Here is a 23545-nt window from a genome sequence, read left to right as displayed (position 1 = left end):
AGGCCATAGAAAACCATGGCCTTAATATCTAAATATTGTGAAAATACCTTAAAAATTACTCCACAGTAACAGATTTTGCCAAGTTTCTTGGTTGATCCACATTACAACCACGCATAACGGCTATATGATATGAAAGCAATTGTAAAGGAATAGTTGTCAATAAGGGAGTAAGACTTTCATATGTTTCCGGCACCTCTATAACATGGTCTGCCAGTTCCGTTACCTGTTCATCACCCTCCGTTACAATGGCTATAATTTTTCCTTTTCGTGACTTTATCTCCTGAATATTACTAACCACTTTCTCATAGTGCCCTTTCTTGGTAGCAATTACGAACACGGGCATTTGATCATCAATCAATGCGATAGGTCCGTGTTTCATTTCTGCAGCGGGATACCCTTCTGCGTGGATATAACTGATTTCCTTTAATTTTAATGCACCTTCCAATGCTACTGGAAAATTATACCCCCTACCCAAATAAAGACAATTGGTAGAATCCTTATAAACATCAGAGATAATTTCTACTAACGGATTTGACTCTAGGGCTTTCTCGACTTTGGACGGTATAGTTTCCAATTCCGTTAGGAACTGATGAAAATTTGATTCCGAAACCTCCCCTTTTTCTTTAGCCAGTTTTAAAGCGATGAGCGTCAAAACTGTTATCTGAGTAGTAAAAGCTTTTGTAGAAGCCACACCAATCTCTGGCCCTGCATGGGTATACGCACCGGCGTGGGTCTCTCTAGCAATGGAAGACCCCACCACGTTACATACCCCAAAGACAAAAGCACCTTTATCCTTAGCCAGCTTTATGGCCGCCAATGTATCTGCAGTTTCCCCGGATTGGGAAATAGCAATTAATACATCCTTATCCGTAATGACCGGATTTCTATACCTGAACTCCGAAGCATACTCCACTTCTACCGGAATTCTGGCCAAATCCTCAAAAATGTATTCCGCCACTAAACCGGCATGCCAAGATGTACCACATGCTACAATTATAACCCTATTGGCGTTCATGAACTTCTCCAAATGCTCATCAATACCCGCCATCTTAACGATACCTTGATCCGCCCGTAGCCTACCTCTGTACGTATCTAGGATAGCGCGAGGTTGTTCATAAATTTCCTTGAGCATAAAGTGGTCATAGCCCCCCTTTTCAATTTGCTCAATATTCATTTTCAACTCCAAGATATTTGGATACGCTATGGCATCATCCTTTATTTTACGAAGTTTAATTTCTTTACCTATTCTTACAATGGCCATCTCCTCATCTTCCAGATAAACGGCATTGTTGGTATATTCAATAAACGGGGATGCGTCTGAAGCTATAAAGTATTCATTCTCACCAATACCAATGGCTAGCGGACTACCCAATTTGGCCACTACAATTTCATCTGGTTTTTGTTTATCAAAGACTGCGATAGCATAGGCACCTACGACTTCATTCAATGCTATTTGAACCGCTTTTCCCAGTTTGACGTTCTCTTGCTTCTTAACCTCTTCAATTAGGTTTACCAATACCTCCGTATCCGTATCGGACTTGAAAGTATAGCCCCTTTTGATAAGCTCTTTTTTAATGGATTCATAATTTTCTATGATACCATTATGAATAATTACCAATTCTCCTGAATTGGAATAATGGGGATGGGAGTTTACGTCATCAGGAACACCATGGGTTGCCCAACGTGTGTGCCCCATACCAAGTGAGCCCGAAGTTGAAATCTCTTTCTCTGCCTTTTTATTAAGGTCTTCCACCTTCCCCTTTGTTTTGGAAAGGTTGATATCTTGTCCATCAAATAAGGCAATACCAGCACTATCATAGCCCCGGTACTCTAATCTTCTTAATCCCTTAATGATTATTGGATAGGCATCTCTATGACCTATATAACCTACAATACCACACATATCTAGTAATTTACAGCTAAAATTGAAGTTAATGTTCAAGCAAATTTACAAGAACAATCTAGAAACCAATGTTCTTTAACTTGTAAACGGGGATATTAAGCCTATAGTATAGCTAAATAAAGATAAAAAAGCCCAAATAGTAGAAGTCTTGCTATTCAGTTTCCGTATAGGAAATTTCCAATTGCAATTTTTTACTGGACATTCCTTCTGACACATTATTACCGTATAACACAGTACCCAGAGGAGTTAAAGTATTACCAGTGGGTAATTCTTCCTCCACATCATCGGAAAGCATAGCATCCCTAATTCCTAACTGGAAAGGACTGGATGTTAAGGTCACTCCCAAAGTGGCATTTTCGACATCACGCAGTAATAAATCGTTAATGTGCTCCGTAATCCTTATGGTATATTTTAGAGCTTGTCCATCAGTGGTTTCCTCAAGTTCCCCTCCGTACATTTCTTCCAAGAGAACACTCGCTTGATCACTTTGAAGAATTCCCGTATTATAGAGCGGCAGTAGAGTTTCTGTATTGAACAAGTACAAACTAGGCGGTTGGGCCACATTGCTCTCATCTGCGACATAAAAAACCAAATTCGCTTCATTAACAATCCAGTTGTTATTCTTTATCTGATTTAGAACACTGGTTCCGTTTTCTTCATCAAATAGTTTTATTTCGGCATATGAGCCAGAACCTCCTTTTAGATATATTTTTTCGGCATTGGGTTCCGAACCAATTGCATCCATAACATCGGCAGGATACGTATCGTTTTTCAAAGTATTTGCCGCATTACCGTTGACAATTCCAGTAGCTTGTCCGTTACTTAAAACAGAAGTTAAAAAATTGATCACATAATCTCTTTCCCCTTCACCTTCACCATCGGTTGTATCATAGCTATAAGTAATGGTTATGTTCGCATCTTTTAAATCGAACAACATCATCACTTCTTCAGAAACACCGTTAAGCGTAAAATTTATTCCCCTAAAAAAATCTTTGAAATTTTCTTGGCTTGTAAGCTCTGAACTACCTTCTTTATCCAGGATATTGTTTTGAAAAAAATCAGCATCCAAAGCCACCCTAATTCCAGGACCTAAATAAGTAAATGTTTCAGACTCATCGACATCTTCCGTAGAGCTATCATCCCTCTTCTGAACGGGAATTTGATTTCTACTTAATGCTACCTGCCCATCAAACAGCAGGCTATCAACAAAAGAAGGAGCAAATTCTTGATTGCTATAGTATTCTTGCGCTTCCTGAAAGTTGGCACTGGGATCCAAATCGCGCAGATAGTAATTGGAACGCTCTACCCTTAAATTAACCATAGTGCCTTCTAAGGATGGATCAAAGGCCTTTCCACCAACATATACACTATCTACATCCAAGGTTTTTTGATACTGGTTAGCCGTAAAGTCATTGTCCTCCCCATCTGGAATATCATCACCATCAGTATCTGGATTATTAGGATTGGTACCTCTGCCTATTTCCTGAGCATCGGAAACTCCATCTTCATCCGAATCACTGGCAGCATCGTTAGGCTTCTTATCAAGTTCATCTATTAGACCGTCTCCATCTGAATCACCTTCGGGATTGATCAAAAAAGGAATGTATAAATAAACAGCCTCTACTTTTTCATTTTCTGCGATTTGAGAATCACTAGGGTCATCCTCTACTGCTTGTGAGTAGACACCAAACGTAGGATTTACAGATGATAATTGAACCTGACTATTGACAGTGGCCTCTGTTTTACCATACACTGGATGCGTAAAAGAACCTAGCTGATATAACGGTAATTTGTTAGTGCTTACCGCCTCTATTTTTTTATTGTATGCAAAAACATCAAAAACTGCCTTGTCCGTAGTAAAGGGAGAGCTACCGATTACACCAGAACCAATGGTAGTAGGATCTTCTTCACAGGCTACTACAGCTAGCATTAGCGAAACAGCTGCCAATGCAGAAAAGAAAAATCTTTTGAAAAATGTCATTCAGGACTATTTTAAAACTTCAGTGTTGTAAAAATTTGCGTACGCTTCTTCAAATTCTTGAATAGAAACGTAAGGCAACACTGGTTTTTCAAGGTTGGAAATATGGTTATTTAAATCCTCAGGAATTTCTTCCGCGGCTAAAATAACGGCATCTGAATGATCTACGGCAACTTTTAACAAATTATTATACGAAGGGGTCTCCAAGGCTGCAATACTTTCTTCAGGAATACCATCAAAAGCTATTTTTTTGATCATATCCTTCTGTAGTTCGCCTTCAAAAGATTTTCCGTAAACAGAGGTAACTATCTTGCTGGTATCGAACAAGGGCTCATCTGCATAATATTTTTTCAGGTAAAGCGGTAAAAGGGAAGCCATCCAGCCGTGAACATGAATAATATCCGGTGTCCAATTTAATTTCTTGACTGTTTCTACGACACCTTTGGCAAAAAATATGGCTCTTTGATCGTTATCAGGAAAAAGGTTTCCGTCAGCATCAGAAAAAGTAGCTTTTCTTTTAAAGTACTCATCGTTATCAATGAAGTAAACCTGAATACGTTCTTTCGGAATAGAGGCAACTTTAATGATCAATGGCATATCCATATCATTGATTACCAAATTCATCCCCGAAAGACGAATTACCTCATGTAACTGATGCCTACGTTCATTGATATTGCCGTACCTTGGCATAAAAATACGAATCTGCCCGCCATTACTGTTCACCATTCTGGGGGTTTCGTAAGACATTAAGGAAACTTCGTTCTCCGGAAGATAGGGTACTAATTCCGATGATACGAACAATATCTTTTTACCATTCATGTATGCTATATTTTTTTGCTATGGGTTCTAACGTGGCTGCAAAATTACAAAAATTATGCAGATTAGCTGTAATATAGTAAGTTTGCTCCCCCTTAAAATGAACCTATGTTAATTTTTCGTACTCAAAAAGAGCTACAGAATCACTTAAATTCCAATCCTAATGATAACAGTTTGGGCCTTGTCCCCACCATGGGAGCACTTCACAATGGTCATCTGGAATTGGTACGTACCGCAGTACTCCAAAACAAGACTGTAGTTGTAAGTATTTTTGTAAACCCTACTCAATTTGACAAAAAAGAAGATCTCGAAAAGTACCCAAAAACCTTTGAGGCAGACAAAAGACTATTGGAGACAGTTTCAAACGATCTAATCATTTTTGCCCCTTCAGAAACGGAAATATATGGCAATGCCATAGAATCAAAAACCTACGACTTTGACGGATTGGACAAGGTCATGGAAGGTGCTTTTAGGGATGACCATTTTAATGGGGTGGGAACCATAGTAGAAACCCTTCTCAAATTGGTACAACCAACAAGGGCCTATTTTGGGGAAAAGGATTATCAGCAGTTACAGATTATCAAGAAATTGGTTTCTTCCCAACAAATACCCGTGGAAATAGTTCCGTGCCCTATTATAAGGGAACAACATGGTTTGGCAATGAGTTCTAGAAATGAAAGGTTGTCCAAAGAAACCCGACTAAAGGCAGGCTATATCTATCAAATCCTACAGGCTGCCAAAATAAAATTTGGCACGAAAAGTGCTAGTTATGTTAAAGACTGGTTAGCCAAAGAATTTGAGAACCATAAAGAATTGGAGTTGGAATATTTTGAAATGACCGATGCCGAAAATTTGGTACCGGTTATAGAAAAATCAAAAGATAAAAAATATAGAGCCTTTATTGCCGTTTATGCCGATGGGGTTAGATTAATTGATAACATAGCACTTAACTAAATTTCGATATCACAATCCCAATGAAAGCAATTTCAAGGCTAAAGGAATTATTATAATTAACTTTGTACCATGCAAATAGAAGTTGTCAAATCTAAAATACACCGTGTAAAAGTTACAGGGGCAGACCTTAATTATATAGGTAGTATTACTATAGATGAAGATCTTATGGATGCTGCAAATATTATTAGGGGAGAAAAGGTACAAATCGTTAATAACAATAATGGAGAACGACTTGAAACCTATGCAATTCCCGGGCCTAGAAATAGTGGTGAAGTTACCTTGAACGGAGCGGCTGCACGTAAAGTGGCCGTTGGGGATGTATTGATTTTAATCACGTACGCTTGGATGGACATAGAGGAGGCCAAAGCATTTAATCCTTCCTTGGTTTTCCCAAATGAAGAGAACAATCTGTTGATCTAACCTTGAAAAACAATCTTAAAAAGATTCTTAAAACACTACTCCCAATAGCATTGGGAGTTTTTTTGGTTTGGTATTGGTACACTTCCACCTCAAAGGAAGAAATTGATCAGATTATTTATTACGTAAAAGAGGCTGATCTATTTTGGGTATCAGCATCCATGCTGTTAGGTGTTCTTAGCCATATTTCAAGGGCTATACGATGGAATTGCCTTTTAGAACCTTTGGGTTATAAGCCCAAAATAAGCAATAACACTTTTATTATTTTGATGGCCTACCTTACCAATTTGGGTATCCCCAGAACGGGTGAGATATTGAGGGCCACTGCATTAACTACGTATGAAAAGGTGCCTTTTGACAAAGGTATTGGCACTATAATAACGGAAAGGGTTATAGATGTTCTTATGCTCTTTCTGATTATATCGCTTACGCTATTACTTCAAACCGATATTATCCTAGGTTATCTCACTAAAATTGGTATTCCCTTTAGTAAAATCATTGCCCTACTTTTAATTGGTTTGGTGGTAGGAATTCTTTTTTTGCTTTTTATCAAAAAATCGAAGTTGCCCTTTGCATTAAAGTTGAAAACCTTTTTAAAAGGACTATTTGAAGGGCTTCTGAGCATCTTTAAAATGAAACAAAAATGGGCTTTTATAGGCCACACTATTTTTATTTGGGTCTGTTATATTGGCATGCTGTGGGTCATTAAATTTACAGTGCCCGAAACATTGGGTTTGACCACCAGCGAGCTTTTGGTTGCATTTGTGGCAGGTTCCTTGGCCATGATGTTCACTAATGGAGGTATTGGGCTATATCCTATTGCCATTAGCACTGCCCTTTCCATTTTTGGCATAAGCAAGGTTTCCGGTGATGCCTACGGCTGGATCATGTGGATAGCACAAACCCTAATGGTAGTGGTTTTTGGTGCAATATCTTTTCTGTTATTACCGTTATTGAACAGAAACCGATAAGGATTTGTACCAAACAAAGTTCCATGTTACGTAAAATTACAATTCTAGCACTTTTAGTGTGCTCTGGACTAAAAGCCCAGGTTACCCAAGAAATATTCGAATCGTTCAAATTACAGGAACGTAGAGATGTCAAATATTACTTTCCGGAAGATTACGATGAAACCCAAAAATATCCCCTGATTGTAGTTTTGGATGCGGAATACCTTTTTGACCAAGTAGTTGCCAACGCTAAATTTTACCACCAGTTTCATGGCATGCCCGCAAGTATTGTTGTTGGTATTATGCAAAGTGAAAAAAGCATTCGGTTTGATGATTGTGCCTGGAACGAAGAAAACGGATTGCCATCTGAAAAAGGAAAATTGTTCTTTGAATTCCTAGGAATGGAAATTATTCCATACCTGGATCTCAATTACAGTACCGCCCCTTTTAAAATGGTAGTTGGTTACGACATCACTGCCAATTATACCAATTATTGGCTGTTTAAAGAAAATTCATTATTCAACGCTTATATTAATATTTCTCCCACCTTGGCTCCTGAGATGGAATCTAGGGTACCTTCACGTTTATCTGCATTTGACAAACAGATGTTCTATGAACTCATTATTGAGGATGAAAAAAACAAGGATACCGAGCGTATTTTGGCAATGCATAATGCCATTAAGGAAATTGATAAAGAAACCCTTCATTACAATTTCCAAAAATATGAAGGTGCAGACCATATTTCCATTGCAACCTATGGGATAGGAAAGGCATTTGATAACATTTTTGGCATGTTCAAACCCATAAGCCCTAAAGAGTACAAAGAGCAAATACTTACCTCAGAAGAACCCGTCTTTCAATATCTTGAAAACAAATACAATGGTATTGAAGAATTGTTCGGCATAAAGAAAATGGTTGATTTGAACGATATCATGGCTATTTACGCGGCCTCTAGAAAAAAGGAGGATATAGAATCTTTAAAGCCACTATCAGACCTTTGCAAAAAAGAGTTCCCGGATACCATGATGGGGTTTTATTTTGAAGGTGAATATTACGAACAGATGGGCGAACCTAAAAAAGCCCTCAAAACCTTTGAAAAAGCCTTTGGAATGGATGAAATAGACTTCCTTACAAAGGAAATGGCTTTAGAAAAAATAGATGCCCTTAAAGCAGATTTTGGATATTAGAGTTTTTTGCTTTGATGCTATTGTTCGATAGACCTGTATAGTCCTTATCAAATCTTATGTTTTAGTACCTTTACATCTTTTCAAACAGGTACTTCATGGCTAAAGTAAAAACTGCTTATTTCTGTCAAAATTGTGGAGCCCAGTACGCAAAATGGGTTGGTCAATGCTCTTCTTGCAAACAATGGAATACCGTTGTAGAGGAACTGGTGCAGAAAGAGGAAAAGCAAGGTTGGAAAAGTAGTTCCAATACGGCAAAAAAAGTTTCAAAGCCTCTTAGGGTTCATGAAATCAGTACAGATAAAGAAAAAAGGCTTAACACATTTGACCTAGAATTTAATCGGGTACTTGGAGGAGGTTTGGTTCCCGGTGCATTGGTTCTTTTAGGTGGTGAACCTGGAGTTGGAAAAAGTACCTTATTATTACAAATAGCCCTTAAACTACCCTATACCACCTTGTATGTCTCAGGCGAGGAAAGCCAAAAACAGATAAAAATGAGGGCAGACCGCATCCATCCAAATAGCGAAAACTGTTACATACTTACTGAAACCAAAACTCAAAACATTTTTAGGCAGATAGAAGCCACCGAACCGGATATTGTGGTCATAGATTCCATTCAAACACTACATTCAGATTATATAGAATCTGCCGCCGGAAGCATATCTCAAATTCGTGAATGTACGGCAGAACTCATAAAATTTGCAAAGGAAACCAACACTCCTGTTATTCTAATAGGACATATTACCAAAGACGGTTCCATTGCGGGCCCTAAAATTTTGGAGCATATGGTGGATACCGTTCTACAGTTTGAAGGTGATAGAAATTATGTATATAGAATTCTCCGATCGTTAAAAAACCGATTTGGCTCTACGGCCGAACTAGGTATTTACGAAATGCAAGGTGGTGGACTAAGGCAAGTAAACAATCCTTCTGAAATCCTCATTTCCAAAAACGACGAAAAACTAAGCGGAACGGCCATAGCCTCTACAATTGAGGGAATGAGACCTTTAATGATCGAAATTCAGGCACTCGTAAGCACAGCAGTTTATGGCACCCCCCAACGTTCCACAACCGGTTATAATGCCAAACGACTCAACATGCTTTTGGCCGTTTTGGAAAAGCGAGCCGGTTTTAAATTAGGTGCCAAGGACGTCTTTTTAAATATCACAGGAGGCATTTCAGTAGATGATCCAGCCATTGATCTTGCGGTTATAGCTGCCATTCTTTCAAGTAATGAAGACATTACTATTGAAAAAGGGGTATGTTTTGCTGCGGAAGTGGGCCTAGCGGGAGAGATCAGACCGGTTCAACGTGTGGACCAACGGATTATAGAAGCAGAAAAGCTAGGGTTTACTGAAATCTACGTTTCCAAAAACAATAAAATAGGGCTAAAAAACACAAAAATCAATATTCACCGTTGCTCAAGAATTGAAGATGTTGTCAGCGATTTGTTCGGTTAACGTCTATCTCGCATAATCCGCGCACAAACCAAAATCACCAATATCACCAAAACAATCAGCACCAATTGCCCTAGACCAACTTTCAAAAAATACATAGTAAATTAGGGTGCTGGGTTAGGGATTTGACCATGTATGGCCTCGATATTCTTTAATATCTCTTCTGACAGTTCTACATCAATACTCGCAATATTCTCTTTTAATTGGCTCATAGTGGTTGCACCAATAATGTTGCTTGTTATAAATGGTCTCGTATTCACAAATGCCAATGCCATTTGAGCAAGGCTTAATCCGTTTTCTTTGGCAAGCGTATTGTATTGTTCAGTCGCTTTCACGGCAGTTTCGCTACTATATCTAGCATAATTAGGAAATAAGTTCAACCTACTATTGGCAGGCATCATACCTCCCAAATACTTTCCTGAAAGAGTCCCGAATCCTAAAGGAGAATAGGCCAAAAGTCCAATTTTTTCCCTAATTGAAATTTCGGACAGTCCTACTTCAAAAAGCCTGTTCAACAAACTGTAGGGGTTTTGAATGGTCAACATACGGGGCAGGCTTGCATGCACCTTACTTTCCGTTAAAAAACGCATGGTTCCCCATGGTGTTTCATTGGATAAACCTACATGCCTAATCTTTCCTTCACGAACCAAATCACGTAGTGTTTCCAGTACTTGGTGAATATTATCCTCCCAATGGTCACTTACATCATGCTTGTAGCCCCGTTTTCCAAAGTAATTGGTATTTCGTTCCGGCCAATGCAACTGGTACAGATCTATATAATCCGTTTGTAGTCGGGAGAGACTGGCATTGACAGCCTCAATAATGGAATCTTTTTTAAAGCCTGTTGTTCTTATAAACTTAGTGAAATCTGCTTTACCTGCAATTTTGGATGCAAGTACGACCTTATCCCTGTTTCCATTTTTTTTGAACCAAGTACCTATTATCTTTTCCGTAACCGAATGTCTATCAGGATGTGCAGGAATTGGGTAGAGTTCTGCAGTATCAAAAAAGTTGATTCCCTGATTCAAAGCATAATCCATTTGTTCATGACCCTCAGCTTCCGTATTCTGGTTGCCCCACGTCATAGTTCCAAGGCAAATTTTACTTACTTCTATATCTGTATGTGGAAGTTTAGTGTACTTCATGGTTTTTTGGGGTGTTGCTTTTAAGAAGTTTCAAATTTAAAGAAATCCTATGGGCCTAGTTCCTCTTTTGAACATTAATTTTCCAGCTCCAATAATATTGGACAATGATCACTGTGTTTTGCTTCGGAGAGAATTACGGAACGCTTTAATCTGTCTTCCAAAGTGTCTGCGACCATACCGTAATCAAGCCGCCAACCTTTATTATTGGCCCTTGCATAGGCCCGGTAACTCCACCAAGTATAATTGTCTGGCGCAGGATTAAAATATCTAAAGCTATCTATAAAACCACTCTTAAGAAATTGGGTCATCCACTCCCGCTCCACAGGTAGAAATCCGGAAACATTTTTATTCCTTACCGGATCATGAATATCTATAGCTTCATGACAAACATTATAATCGCCCAAAATTATAAGATTTGGATGGGTTTTTCTCAATTCATCGGCATAGACCTGGAAATCTGCCATGTACATAAGTTTATGTTCCAATCTGGCCAAATTGGTTCCTGATGGCACGTACATACTCATTACGGAAACATCCCCAAAATCTGCCCTTAAATTACGTCCTTCAAAATCCATATAGGCGATACCGGTTCCGAACGCCACATTATCAGGTTTTCTTTTGGACAGAATGGCCACGCCACTATAGCCCTTTTTTTGAGCACTGAACCAATAATGATACGGGTAACCGGCTGCTTCAAACAAAGATAGATCCAACTGTTCTTCCATTGCCTTGATTTCTTGCAAACAGACCACATCTGGGTTTACGGTCATTAACCATTCTAAAAAGCCCTTCTTTAATGCCGCCCTTATACCATTAACATTGTACGAAACTATCTTCACCTATTTTGAATTTGCCCGAAAATAGGGAAAGCCTCCAACTTATAAAAATCCAATGTAGCTATGGACTAGAGAAGTTATACGCATCAATTTTTGGCTCATTATTGTTATTAAACCAAGGCAAGTCTTGTATCTTTACCCCAATTATTCCAATCATGAAGTTTACTCCCCTTTTAATCCTCTTGCTATCATTCGCAGCTTGGTCTCAAAGCACTATTGAAAACGACAGCATTACCCAACTGGATGAGGTTATTCTTTTAGACGCATTAAAATCTAAAAAAAGCTTGGGAATTGAACCTTCATTGGTCATTTCTGCCAAGACTTTTCAAAATTACAGCCCTGCAGATATTGTTTCTTCGGTGAACCAAATACCTGGGGTTTTTGTCTTTTCCGGCGCTATAAATACCAATAGAATTACCGTAAGGGGTATTGGAAGTAGAACTGCTTTTGGAACAGACAAACTCCGGCTTTATTATAATGAAATTCCGGTCACGGATGGTTCCGGGTTTTCAACTATAGAAGCTTTCGACTTAGAAAACCTTAGTCAAATCGAAGTAGTAAAAGGACCTAAAGCAACATCATTTGGCAGCAATCTTGGCGGAGCCATAATTTTAACCCCCAAGGAAGCCTTAGGCAAAGCAACCAATTTTAACAACAATCTCACGGTTGGTTCCTTTGGTTTGGTTAAAAACAACCTTTCCTTCAACCATTTTGACGGTAAATTGCGTATTGGACTGCAATACGGTCATATGAGCATGAACGGCTATCGTGACAACAGTAATTTTGACCGTGATGGAATTCTATTGAACACCTCCTTCAAAATCAATGAAAAAAACACCATCGGTCTTTTAATTAATCATATTGACTATACGGCGCACATTGCAAGCTCCTTAGGAATTACCGCATTGATGGAAAATCCAAAGCAAGCTGCTGCTAATTGGGGAGGAGTTTCGGGTTTTGAAACAAACAACTATACGCTCACAGGCATTAACTACAGCCATTACTTTAGCAACAGTCTAAAAAATACCACGAGTGTCTTTTATAGCTATTTGGATCATTTTGAAAGGCGACCAAGACCGTTAGGCTTTTTAGATGAAATTACTAAAGGGTTTGGTGCTAGAACTAAATTTTCTGGAACCTTTAATGCTTTTACTGCCTTGGCCGAATACCATTTTGGCGGGGAGCTATATAAAGATGAATATAACTGGGCTCTTTTTGAAACTTTGACCCAACCTGAAAACGGTAGTTTAAAAGGTCCACAATTTGCTAATAACAAAGAATTTAGAGAGCAATTAAATCTCTTTGGGTCGGTGCTCTTTCCTCTTACCGAAAAATTGAAAACCCAAATTGGGGTCAACATTAATAAAACTTCCTATGATTTTAGGGATAGATTCAACACAGGCCCCAACAACCAAAGTGCAGAAAGAAGTTTTAAGACCATTGTTCTCCCTAACTTTAACATCACTTATGAAGCCACTGATAATATTGAATTATTTTCCAATATAAGTAGAGGTTTTTCAAATCCTACGGTTGAACAGACACTTACCCCAGACGGAGTCATTAATCCCGATATTTCTCAAGAAACCGGAATGAACTATGAAATAGGAACAGACTTATTTCTTGATGATAAAAAATTTCACCTCAATCTGAACCTCTACCAAATGAACGTAAAAAATCTATTGGTAGCGGAAAGGGTAGCCGAAGACCAATACATTGGCAGAAACGCCGGAAAAACCAGACATAGAGGACTTGAAATTTACATGGATTATCTATGGGACCTAAGCCCTAATTTTCACCTATCCCCTTTTGTAAGCTATACCCTTAATGATCATGAGTTTTTAGATTTTACCGATGAGGACGAAGACTATTCTGGAAATCCTTTAACTGGAGTTCCCAAGCAACAACGTACTGCCGGCATTCAGCTTAAGTTGTTCAAGGATTTTTATTGGAATACGACGCATCGCCACGTATCAGAAATTCCACTGCGAGATGACAATAGCCTGGAAAGTGAACCCTACACGGTTTTTACCACAAGAATGGGCTACCATAAAAAACTATCTGACAAATTTACCCTTGGTGCAGATTTTGGAATTGATAATATTTTCGATGAAAAATACGCATCCTCGGTATTGATCAATGCCGGTAGTTTTGGCGGGGAACCTAGATATTACTATCCAGGTAACCCGAGAAATTATTATACCAGTCTAAGACTAGGCTATCGGTTATAGAAAAATTTAAAAGATAGCAGTAGTGGCCTATTGAATTTTCTGCAACCAAGTTTTCATGTCTACTTGCTCGTGAATAATACGTTTCACATCGGCAATGGCTACACGTTCCTGTTCCATAGAATCTCTATGGCGAATGGTCACCGTTTGGTCTTCCAAAGATTGATGATCTACCGTAATGCAAAAGGGGGTACCATTAGCGTCCTGCCTTCTATAACGACGACCCACGGCATCCTTTTCATCATATAGAACATTAAAGTCCCATTTTAAGTCATCTACAATTTCTTGGGCAAGTTCTGGCAATCCGTCCTTTTTCAACAAAGGAAAGATAGCCGCTTTTGTGGGCGCCAGTACAGGAGGTAACTTAAGCACCGTCCTAAAGGTACCGTTTTCCAACTCCTCTTCCTGTAAGGAATTAGAGAATACGGCCAAAAACATACGGTCTAAGCCAATAGAAGTTTCAAGCACGTAGGGCACATAACTCTCCCTGGTTTCAGGATCGAAGTATTGTAATTTTTTACCGGAATATTTCTCGTGATTACCTAAATCAAAGTCTGTTCTGGAGTGTATTCCTTCCAATTCCTTGAACCCAAAAGGAAAGCGAAATTCAATATCCGCGGCTGCATCTGCATAATGCGCCAATTTTTCATGGTCATGAAAACGATAATTATCCTCTCCCAAACCAAGGCTTAAATGCCATTTCATCCGGTTTTCCTTCCATGTTTCATACCACTCCATTTGAGTGCCCGGTTTAATGAAAAACTGCATTTCCATTTGTTCAAACTCCCTCATTCTAAAAATGAACTGCCTAGCAACAATTTCATTTCTAAAAGCTTTTCCTGTCTGTGCTATACCGAAAGGAATTTTCATTCGGCTGGTTTTCTGAACGTTCAAAAAGTTTACGAAAATACCTTGAGCCGTTTCTGGACGTAGATATAAATCCATGGCACTTTCCGCAGATGCTCCCAATTTTGTACCGAACATTAGGTTGAATTGCTTCACATCTGTCCAGTTTCTAGAACCGGACATAGGGCAGGCAATTTCCAACTCTTCAATAAGCTTTTTTACATCTGACAAATCTTCTTTTTCCAAAGATTTGGCCAATCTACTAAGAATAGATCTTGCTTGTTCTTGATAATCTATCACTCTTTGGTTGGTAGCCAAAAACTGTTCTTTATCAAACTTATCGCCAAATCTCTTTTCTGCTTTGGCAACTTCTTTCTCTATTTTTGCCTCGATTTTAGCAACGTAATCCTCTACCAAAACATCTGCACGATACCTTTTTTTAGAGTCTTTGTTGTCTATCATGGGATCATTGAACGCATCAACGTGCCCGGAAGCTTTCCAAGTAGTGGGGTGCATAAATATGGCGGCGTCTATACCTACAATATTATCATTGAGTTGCACCATGGCTTTCCACCAATAATCCCTAATATTCTTTTTTAGTTCCGCACCGTTTTGAGCATAGTCATAAACAGCGCTTAAACCATCATATATTTCACTGGATTGAAATACGTACCCGTATTCCTTTGCATGGGAGATAACCCTCTTAAAATCGTCTTCTTGTTTTGCCATGCGGCAAAAATAGGATATTACCTAAAGTCAAAAAAAATTATTTCAGCTCAAATTCCGTAGAGGACAGTAGTTTTTGTCCTTCAAAAATGTTAAGCCTGTACATTCCTTCTTCCAACGAACCTTGAGGGATGGTAATAAAGTCGCAGATATTGGTGTCCTCACCGTTGAATTTAAACTCAACTCTTTTACTGTAGACATTTCCGTTTACAGAAATGGTATTCGCATTGTCTGCAACTACGGTCATGTTGGGATCTAAAAACTGATAGTAGATAACCTTCATGGTGTTCATCTCCCTTATATCTGCCAAAACCGTTACACAACCGCGAAGTTTTTCAATGATTGAGGCTTTATTGGTATTAATTGGCTTGCCACTGCGCAACCTAAAACCACTTCCCTCCGTGCCCTGAAGGCTTAGGTAACTTTTAGATTTTAACTCCCGATTAAGTTCCTTGATTTTCTGCCTTTGCATGGCCTCTGCCTCTGCCAAGGAAACACTCTTTCCTTTCAGCTGTTCCAATTCCCTTTTGGTCTTTTCATACTTCTCAGTAAGTAGCGTATTATTATACCTAAGGAAATTATTTTTAAGCTTTAAACTATCATTTTTAGACTCGAGCCTTCTTAATTCGGTCTTAAACTCTCTCAGTTTTTCGATAGTGAAATTTAATTGCCCAACGGAATCCAATAATTGTTGAATTCTATATTTTGAACTTTCCAATTCAATTTCGTTTACCTCATTGAGCGCAGAGAGCCTATCAACATCGGTTTTCATTAAATTCAAATCCTGAACAAGAAGTTCCTTTTCACGTTGTAAAAAGGCTATTTCGCTTTTGTTCTGGGCATAACTGTAATAAAAAGCTATAAGAATACCGATAATTACGGCAACCAGGGCAGCAAAAATAATCTTGTAATTGAATTTAGTATCTTGAACGTTCATTGGGAACGGTGCGCTTTAGGTAAGTCGATCTTTTCGAGCTTAGATTTTGCTGTATAAAAAGTTAACAAATATAATAATTGATATCATTACGGTCCTTTTCCCTAGGGTCTGTTTTGGATGTAATGCTCATTTAATCAGAGGAGAGGAACTGGTCTGTACCACTTGTCGGAACAATTTGCCACTCACCGATTATTCTTTTAACGAAGAAAATCCCGTTGACCGTATATTTTATGGTCGAATTAACATAGAAAAAGCGAGTTCTTTCCTTTTTTTCTCAAAAAAAGGGATTGTTCAACAGCTCATTCATAACCTAAAATATAGAAATCAAGAAGTAATTGGTGACTTTTTAGGAGAGTGGTACGGTCAATTGTTAAAAGACAGTAAAGAGCTAGACGGTAAAATAGATCTTGTAATACCTGTACCGCTACATTCCAAAAAATTAAAAAAGAGGGGATATAATCAAGTAAGCAAATTCGCTAAAAAATTGGCAGTGTACCTTGAAGCTGATTATATAGATGATATTCTTGTTAAAACCGCGAATACTAAAACGCAGACCAAAAAGAACCGGTTGGGAAGATGGCAGCAGCAAACCTCTTTATATGCCTTAAATAACCCAGAAAGGCTAACGGGCAAAAATATTCTATTGGTAGATGATGTTATTACCACTGGTGGTACCATGGAAATATGTGCTCAAGCTCTTTCAATCGGCATAGACACCAAACTATATATTACTAGTATGGCCGTAGTACCCTAATTATGGTTTTTGCCAAAAATTAGTCGTTTCTTTGTATCCATATTTCTGGTTTATGGTGCGTAGGTTTACGGCGTTTCTTTTTCTTCTTTTAATTGTGAACAGCCTTTGGCAGTGTGCCAGAAAAGGTAGCCCATCTGGTGGCCCTAAGGATATTACGCCTCCTACCTTGGTAAAAACCGAACCCGATAGTATGACCACCAACTTTAAAGCGAAACGAATTCGTCTTTATTTTGATGAGCTTATAAAATTGGAAGACGTACAAAACCAATTAATAGTTTCTCCACCATTAAAATATCAGCCAGATATTACGCCTCAAGGTGGCGCCAGCAAGTATGTGGAATTCAAATTCAAAGACACCTTAAAGGATAACACCACCTATACCATAAATTTTGGCCAAAGTGTTCAAGACAACAATGAAGGAAACCCAAGTTCTTTCTTAACCTATGTTTTCTCAACGGGAGATTATATAGATTCTCTGCAACTTACAGGTGCCGTAAAGGATGCCTATAAAAGAAAGGCTGATGACTTTATAAGTATCATGTTGTATGAAATGGATACAGCTTACACAGATTCCACAGTTTACAAAAAACCTCCCAATTATATCACCAACACCCTTGACAGTGCCGTTATATTTAGATTAAAAAATTTAAAGGAAGGTCAATACAAGCTTTTTGCCCTAAAGGATGCGGCCAAAAACCATGTTTTTGACCAAAACGCAGACAAAATTGCTTTCCTACCAGATACTATTACGTTACCGACGGACTCTACTTACGTTTTAAACTTGTTCAAGGAAGTACCCAATTACAGTATGGCAGTACCTAGTCTTGTTGCCAAAAACAGAATACAGTTTGGATACTATGGGGATGCGACAGGCGTGGAGATAACACCTCTTACTACACTGCCGGACACTGTTTCAACAAAAATAGTGAAGGAAAAGGACAAGGATACTCTAAATTTTTGGCTGACTCCCTACGAAATGGATTCCATCGTTTTTACGGTTACCAATGAGAGATTAAAAGTAAAGGACACTTTTACGGTCAAAAATAGGAAGGTTGGCATTGACTCTTTACGTTTAAACCCTAATCAAAGCAGTTCATTAAGTTTTACGGAGTCCTTTTTCATTGGAGCCAACACACCTCTCATTTCTATTGACACCACCTTAATGAGCATGATGAACCAAGATTCTGTTGCCATTACCTTTAAGAGTGAATTGGACACCGTTTTGAATAAAGTTGACATAAATTTTGAAAAAGAACCCAATTCAAGTTATCAACTGGATTTACTGCCGGGAGCGATTGAAGATTTCTTTGGCCAAGCCAATGACACCCTCTCTTATTTTTTATCAACCGGGAGCTATGCCGATTATGGAAATTTGAGGTTTGAGGTAAAAGTAGCAGAGGATGCCTATCCTTTAATTGTACAACTAACGGATGAGCAAGGAAGTCTTGAGCGCGAAATAATTGCTAATGAACCCCAATCCTTTGAGTTCAATCATTTAGACCCAGGAAATTATCTTTTAAAAGTAATTTTTGACAAAAACGGAAATAATCGATGGGATACCGGTAATTACCTAAAGCAATTACAACCTGAGCGAATTAGTTATTATCCTGATGTTATTGAAGTAAGGGCCAATTGGGAAAAAGTGGAGACGTTTACAATACGAGAGTAAAATTATCCCTGTCTTCTAAAAACTTCAGTTTTTTCCTTGTTTCGGTAATATGGTTTTTATACAAGGTTGCATATATCACCTCCTCTTTTTGGGAGAAAACCTTTTGGCTGCCTAAGCAGTCATATACGCCCGAATGCCCAGAATATTCATTGCCTTTTTGATCTACCCCAATTCTGTTAACTCCAATACAATAGGAAATATTTTCAATGGCACGAGCTTTTAAAAGGGCATCCCAAGCAGCCACTCTGAGCTTTGGCCAATTAGCTACGTATAAAAGAACATCATAGTTGTCCACATTTCTTGCCCATACAGGAAACCTAAGATCATAGCATACCAGCGGACAAATTTTAAATCCCAAGTAGTCTACAATCAACTTATCTTTTCCCGCTTTATACACCTTGTCCTCTCCCGCCAATGTAAAGGTATGACGCTTATCATAATATACCTCTTTTTCATTTGGGGCAACAAAAAATAGCCGATTAACAAATTCCTTTCCTGTATTATAGGCCACACTACCCACAATGGCCACCCCTTTCCCGTCTGCAATATTTTGCATCCAATCTATGGTTTTACAGCCTTCGGAAATATCTATATTCTCAGGGGTCATGGTAAAACCGGTAGTGAACATTTCGGGTAAAATAATGATATCCACGTCTTTGGAAATTAAATCGATTTTATTAGAAATCGATTTTCTATTGACTTCGGGTTTTTCCCATTCCAAGGCTGTTTGCACCATGGCTATATGTAATTCCTCTTTCATAAATCAATCAATATGTACCTTACTTCCCTCTCCTTTAGCCAACTCATACAACTGCTGAAGTTGTGAGGAGAGAATACGATCTTTAGAAAGTTCTGGTAATTCATTTATTTTAAAGAATCCAACGGCTTCCATATCATATCCATGCTTTTGGACACCTCCGGTTATATTGCAAAGAAATATCAATTTATAAATATAGAATGTTTGTGGGGGATGAGGGTGACATCTTTTATCATAAATGGCCAAAAGTCTACCCACTTCAGCTTCATAACCGGTTTCTTCCTTTATCTCTTTTATAACAGCCTCAGAGGGAGTATCCCCTACATCTGCCCAACCACCGGGAATTGTCCACTTGTTATCCAATCTTTCCTTCGCCATTAAAATCTCATTTTGTTCATTTAGAACAAAACCCCGAACATCTACTTTTACCGTTGGATAGTCTTTTTCAGGAAGAAAGAAGTTATCTAAAGTCTTAAGTTGTGTACCCGAAATTTGCGCCATTAATTGGAGACTTATTTGCCTAACTTCTTGATAGCGTTCCTCTGAGTAATCACTTTCGGCATAGACCAATCCAATATCAGCTATTGATTTAAGGCGTTTTACTAAATTAAGTTGTTCTTCCGCACTTAAATCCATTACACTTCCAACATGTTAATAAGCTCATGGGAACCTTGTAACTTGGCATGGTCGAGGGCCGTATGTCCCCTATTATCCTTTACGCTTGTATCCGCTCCATTATCCAGTAGCAACTTTGCAATTTTAGGTTTGTTAAATGTAGCTGCATAAATTAAGCAGGTACCCCCCATGGAATTTTTCACATTTACATTGGCTCCTTTATTCACCAACAATTCTGCCAACCCATCATATCCTTTAAAACAGACGCCCATTAATGCCGTATTACCGGCCCCATCTACTTCATCTACTTCTGCACCTTTCTCCAACAACAATTGGGCAATTTCATATTGATTATAATAGGTAGCTAAAATAAGGGGCGTGGAACCTCTTTGGTCTTTAACGGACATGAGCTTAGGATTGTCTGCAATTGCTGTTGATACCTTTCCTACATTCCCAGACCTTATATAATTTAAAAAATCTTCATTCATACAAATGTTATTAAAAATGACGTTCATAATACTATGAAAGCAAATCGACTGAAAATTACAAAATTGAATCTCTTTCAAATATCCTCAATTGACTTTTATAAAATAGCACTATTAAATTTATTTATAAATCCTTGTATAGTAGTAATTGCAGTGGATTACACGATTAAGGTAAATAACCATTAATTTTTAGATATTTTCCTACTTTTGAACATATTTTTATAACTTCACTCTCCAAACCCCCCTTGTATTGGACACTTTAACCATTAACACGCTTATCAAAGAAGCACCTGTAGCCATTGCGTTACTGGATGACCAATATTGTTTTCAGACCTATTCTTCGGTTTGGGAAGACAAATTTTCTGTTCCAAATTCTAATTTACTAGGTATAAACCTCTTTGAGGTTATGCCGTACTTGAAATCAGAATTGGAAACAGTACTACCTAAATGCCTTAGAGGAGAATCCCATCAAAATGACGCAAAAAAATTGGTGGTGGAAGGTATTGTAAAGTGGTTAAAATGGAAAGTGAAACCTCAGCGAAACCTTGACGGCATTATTACAGGAATCATCCTCTTTCTAGAAGATATTTCTGAAAATAAAAGAAAGGAAGAGATTCACCAAAAAGCTGTTGAAGTTGCCAAAATTGGCGGTTGGGAAATTGATTTACTCACCAATGATCTCTATTGGACAGACATCACCAAACAAATTCATGAGCTTCCATTGGACTATATGCCCAAACTGGAGGAGGGAATTAAATTCTATAAAGAAGGTAGGCATAGAGATACTATTTCAAAAGTAGTGGCGCGAGCCATGGCAGATGGCACCCCTTGGGATGTCAACCTTGTTATTGTCACTGCTAAAGGAAGGGAACGTTGGGTACGTGCCATGGGCAGTGTTGAAATGAAACACGGCAAGTGTGTTCGTATTTTTGGTACTTTTCAAGATATTGATGATGAGAAAAGAATGGAAATCAAATTAAATGAGGTTTCCAATAGACTTGCCATTGCCACCACTGGATCCAATATAGGAATATGGGAATACTCTATGCTCAATGAAGACTTTGTATGGGATGACAACATGTACAAATTATATGGAGTTAAAAGAATCAATTTTAACCCTAACAACAGACATCATTGGAGAAGGGCCGTTCACCCAGATGATTTAGATACTATTGTATCTACACATAACAATGCCCTAGAAGGCAAAAAAGAATATGAGACCCAGTATAGAATCGTCACCCCAAAAGGAGAAATTAGACACTTAGGTGCCAGGGCTGTCATTATTTATGACGAGAAAGGTACGCCCACCAAAATGATAGGCACCAACTTTGACATCACAGAGCTTTCCAAAACACAATTAATGCTTGAACGTAGCGAAGAGTCCTTGCACAGGGCCTTTGAGAAATCTACAACGGGTATGGCATTGGTAGGTTTAAAAGGGGAGTGGATCCAGGTGAACAAGCAATTATGTTCAAAATTGGGATACACGGAAGAAGAGTTGCGAAACAAAAACTTTCAAGATATTACGCACCCAGAAGACCTAGAAAAGGATGTAGCGCTTCTTAATGAAGTAATTAAAGGTAAGCGGGATAGTTACAAAATAGAAAAAAGATACCTTAATAAAGAAGGTAAGACTATTTTTGCGATATTGACGGTAACAGCGGTTAGAAATATTGAAGGGAGACTTTCGCATTTTATTTCGCAGGTAATGGATATCTCCCAAAGAATTAAGGCTGAAGAAGAATTGACCAGGCTTTTAAATATTACCAAGCAGCAAAATGATAGCCTTTTGAATTTTGCCCATATTGTATCACATAATCTAAGATCACACGCTACCAACCTCTCCATGCTCACTGGCTTTTTAGAAGGGGAAAAGGATGAATCCGAAGTAACGGAAATCCATTCTATGCTCAAGGATGCCTCTGAAAGCCTGAATGAAACCGTCGTACATCTTAACGATGTGGTTCAACTAAAAGTAGGTGCCAATGAAAAAATGGTACCCGTAAACCTACCTGAAACCCTACACACGGTAAAAAAGAACCTAAGTGTTCTATTAAATGACAAAAAGGTACAATGCACTGTAGATATGCCCCATAATTTAACCGTAAACGGTATTCCGGCATATATAGACAGCATATTCTTAAATTTAATTACCAATAGTATTAAATATAGTTCGCCCAAACGTACTCCCACTTTAAACATTACAACAGAAATTACCGAAAATCATGTAATTTTAAGTTTTGCGGATAATGGGCTAGGAATTAACCTAAAAAGACATGGCAAGAAAATATTTGGCATGTATAAAACCTTTCATAAAAATAAAGATGCAAAAGGCATTGGCCTCTTTATTACCAAAAACCAAATGGAATCCATGAGAGGTAAAATAGAAGTAGAAAGTGAAGTAGGCATAGGAACTACTTTTAAATTGTATTTTGAGAACAACCAAACCCCAGAATAATGGCTAAAGTAAGTAGTACTTGTATTATTGACGATGACCCCATTTTTGTCTATAGTACCAAACGAATAATGAAGGAAGTTGATTTCAGTGATGAAATCATGGTTTACAATAACGGTCAAGATGCTATTGAAGCAATTGAAGATATTGTCGAAAGCGGAGAATCCATCCCACCCATAATTTTCTTAGACCTTAATATGCCCATCATGAACGGATGGGAGTTTTTGGATGAATTTGTAAAAATTCCTAATCCAAACAGGGAAAAAACGGTCATTTACATTATTAGTTCTTCCATAGACCCTCGTGATTTGGAACGGATAAGAAATTATGAAATAGTTGATAATTATATTTTGAAACCGGTGGTTCGCGAAGATTTACATACAGTACTAAAGAATATTGGAATAGAACACGATAAGACCACAGAAACATAGGGTGT

At 38.2% G+C, this 23545-nt stretch carries 20 protein-coding genes; 10 read left to right on the top strand and 10 right to left on the bottom strand.

Translation table 11 applies throughout. The annotated features are described in order from the left end of the window. Positions 1-55: 55 nt before the first annotated feature. The 3 genes from glmS to IL355_RS03455 form a co-directional block, all read right to left on the bottom strand. On the bottom strand, positions 56-1903 hold the full coding sequence (glmS, locus tag IL355_RS03465; RefSeq protein WP_192460793.1) for a glutamine--fructose-6-phosphate transaminase (isomerizing): 1848 nt from the start codon (positions 1901-1903) through the stop codon (positions 56-58). Between the two features lie 151 nt (positions 1904-2054). Continuing rightward, the gene (locus IL355_RS03460; protein WP_192460792.1) at positions 2055-3884 is read right to left on the bottom strand and encodes a DUF4270 domain-containing protein; all 1830 of its coding nucleotides are present in this window, start codon (positions 3882-3884) and stop codon (positions 2055-2057) included. Between the two features lie 6 nt (positions 3885-3890). Further along, positions 3891-4700 carry a glycogen/starch synthase gene (locus tag IL355_RS03455; RefSeq protein WP_187456645.1) on the bottom strand — a complete coding sequence of 270 codons (810 nt, stop codon included), beginning with the start codon at positions 4698-4700 and terminating at the stop codon, positions 3891-3893. Positions 4701-4805: 105 nt separating this feature from the next. Here IL355_RS03455 and panC point away from each other — a divergent pair, with 105 nt between their 5' ends. The 5 genes from panC to radA all read left to right on the top strand — a co-directional run bounded on the left by panC (position 4806) and on the right by radA (position 9662). Next, positions 4806-5651 (top strand): pantoate--beta-alanine ligase, encoded by an 846-nt coding sequence (panC, locus tag IL355_RS03450; RefSeq protein WP_192460791.1) that lies wholly within the window; start codon positions 4806-4808, stop codon positions 5649-5651. Positions 5652-5720: 69 nt separating this feature from the next. Then, complete coding sequence (gene panD / locus IL355_RS03445; protein ID WP_192460790.1) at positions 5721-6071, top strand: aspartate 1-decarboxylase; 351 nt, start codon at positions 5721-5723, stop codon at positions 6069-6071. A gap of 2 nt (positions 6072-6073) precedes the next feature. Then, positions 6074-7039, top strand: coding sequence for a lysylphosphatidylglycerol synthase transmembrane domain-containing protein (locus tag IL355_RS03440; RefSeq protein ID WP_192460789.1), 966 nt, complete (start codon positions 6074-6076; stop codon positions 7037-7039). A gap of 23 nt (positions 7040-7062) precedes the next feature. After that, positions 7063-8205: an alpha/beta hydrolase gene (locus tag IL355_RS03435; protein WP_192460788.1), complete on the top strand. Its 1143-nt coding sequence runs from the start codon at positions 7063-7065 to the stop codon at positions 8203-8205. A 95-nt stretch (positions 8206-8300) separates the two neighbouring features. Then, positions 8301-9662 carry a DNA repair protein RadA gene (gene radA / locus IL355_RS03430; RefSeq protein ID WP_192460787.1) on the top strand — a complete coding sequence of 454 codons (1362 nt, stop codon included), beginning with the start codon at positions 8301-8303 and terminating at the stop codon, positions 9660-9662. Positions 9663-9763: 101 nt separating this feature from the next. Here the strand turns inward: radA and IL355_RS03425 are convergent, their stop codons facing one another. Both IL355_RS03425 and IL355_RS03420 read right to left on the bottom strand, forming a co-directional pair. Next, positions 9764-10804 carry an NADP(H)-dependent aldo-keto reductase gene (locus IL355_RS03425; protein WP_192460786.1) on the bottom strand — a complete coding sequence of 347 codons (1041 nt, stop codon included), beginning with the start codon at positions 10802-10804 and terminating at the stop codon, positions 9764-9766. A gap of 74 nt (positions 10805-10878) precedes the next feature. Then, positions 10879-11643 carry an exodeoxyribonuclease III gene (locus tag IL355_RS03420; protein ID WP_192460785.1) on the bottom strand — a complete coding sequence of 255 codons (765 nt, stop codon included), beginning with the start codon at positions 11641-11643 and terminating at the stop codon, positions 10879-10881. A 152-nt stretch (positions 11644-11795) separates the two neighbouring features. On the opposite strand from IL355_RS03420, the gene IL355_RS03415 reads away from it, so the two are divergent. Beyond that, positions 11796-13868 (top strand): TonB-dependent receptor family protein, encoded by a 2073-nt coding sequence (locus tag IL355_RS03415; protein ID WP_192460784.1) that lies wholly within the window; start codon positions 11796-11798, stop codon positions 13866-13868. A 27-nt stretch (positions 13869-13895) separates the two neighbouring features. Here the strand turns inward: IL355_RS03415 and IL355_RS03410 are convergent, their stop codons facing one another. Beyond that, positions 13896-15440 carry a glycine--tRNA ligase gene (locus tag IL355_RS03410; RefSeq protein WP_192460783.1) on the bottom strand — a complete coding sequence of 515 codons (1545 nt, stop codon included), beginning with the start codon at positions 15438-15440 and terminating at the stop codon, positions 13896-13898. Positions 15441-15477: 37 nt separating this feature from the next. After that, positions 15478-16374, bottom strand: coding sequence for a hypothetical protein (locus tag IL355_RS03405; RefSeq protein ID WP_192460782.1), 897 nt, complete (start codon positions 16372-16374; stop codon positions 15478-15480). Between the two features lie 46 nt (positions 16375-16420). On the opposite strand from IL355_RS03405, the gene IL355_RS03400 reads away from it, so the two are divergent. Continuing rightward, on the top strand, positions 16421-17128 hold the full coding sequence (locus tag IL355_RS03400; RefSeq protein ID WP_317175468.1) for a ComF family protein: 708 nt from the start codon (positions 16421-16423) through the stop codon (positions 17126-17128). Positions 17129-17159: 31 nt separating this feature from the next. Beyond that, positions 17160-18797, top strand: a complete 1638-nt coding sequence (locus IL355_RS03395; protein WP_317175467.1) for an Ig-like domain-containing protein — start codon at positions 17160-17162, stop codon at positions 18795-18797. On the opposite strand, the gene IL355_RS03390 is transcribed toward IL355_RS03395, so the two are convergent. From IL355_RS03390 to IL355_RS03380, 3 genes are read right to left on the bottom strand one after another with little or no spacing between them, the layout of a single operon-like run. After that, on the bottom strand, positions 18781-19557 hold the full coding sequence (locus IL355_RS03390) for a nitrilase family protein (protein ID WP_192460781.1): 777 nt from the start codon (positions 19555-19557) through the stop codon (positions 18781-18783). The two genes, IL355_RS03395 and IL355_RS03390, sit on opposite strands and share 17 nt — an antisense overlap. A gap of 3 nt (positions 19558-19560) precedes the next feature. Next, complete coding sequence (locus IL355_RS03385) at positions 19561-20190, bottom strand: NUDIX hydrolase N-terminal domain-containing protein (RefSeq protein ID WP_192460780.1); 630 nt, start codon at positions 20188-20190, stop codon at positions 19561-19563. After that, complete coding sequence (locus IL355_RS03380) at positions 20190-20657, bottom strand: ankyrin repeat domain-containing protein (RefSeq protein ID WP_192460779.1); 468 nt, start codon at positions 20655-20657, stop codon at positions 20190-20192. The genes IL355_RS03385 and IL355_RS03380 overlap by 1 nt, the downstream gene beginning before the upstream one ends. A 247-nt stretch (positions 20658-20904) precedes the next feature. Between IL355_RS03380 and IL355_RS03375 the strand changes: the two genes are divergently transcribed. Then, entirely contained in the window at positions 20905-23112 is a 2208-nt protein-coding gene (locus IL355_RS03375; protein ID WP_192460778.1) for a PAS domain-containing sensor histidine kinase, read from the top strand. Beyond that, a complete protein-coding gene (locus IL355_RS03370) occupies positions 23112-23540 on the top strand; it encodes a response regulator (RefSeq protein ID WP_192460777.1) in 429 nt (142 codons plus the stop codon). Before IL355_RS03375 ends, IL355_RS03370 begins: the two co-directional genes overlap by 1 nt. Positions 23541-23545: the final 5 nt, after the last annotated feature.

Source organism: Euzebyella saccharophila, from assembly GCF_014855495.1.
Classification (GTDB): Bacteria; Bacteroidota; Bacteroidia; order Flavobacteriales; family Flavobacteriaceae; genus Euzebyella; species Euzebyella saccharophila.
Note: the sequence above shows the minus strand (reverse complement) of the source record. Positions and strands in the feature narration are given on the sequence as shown.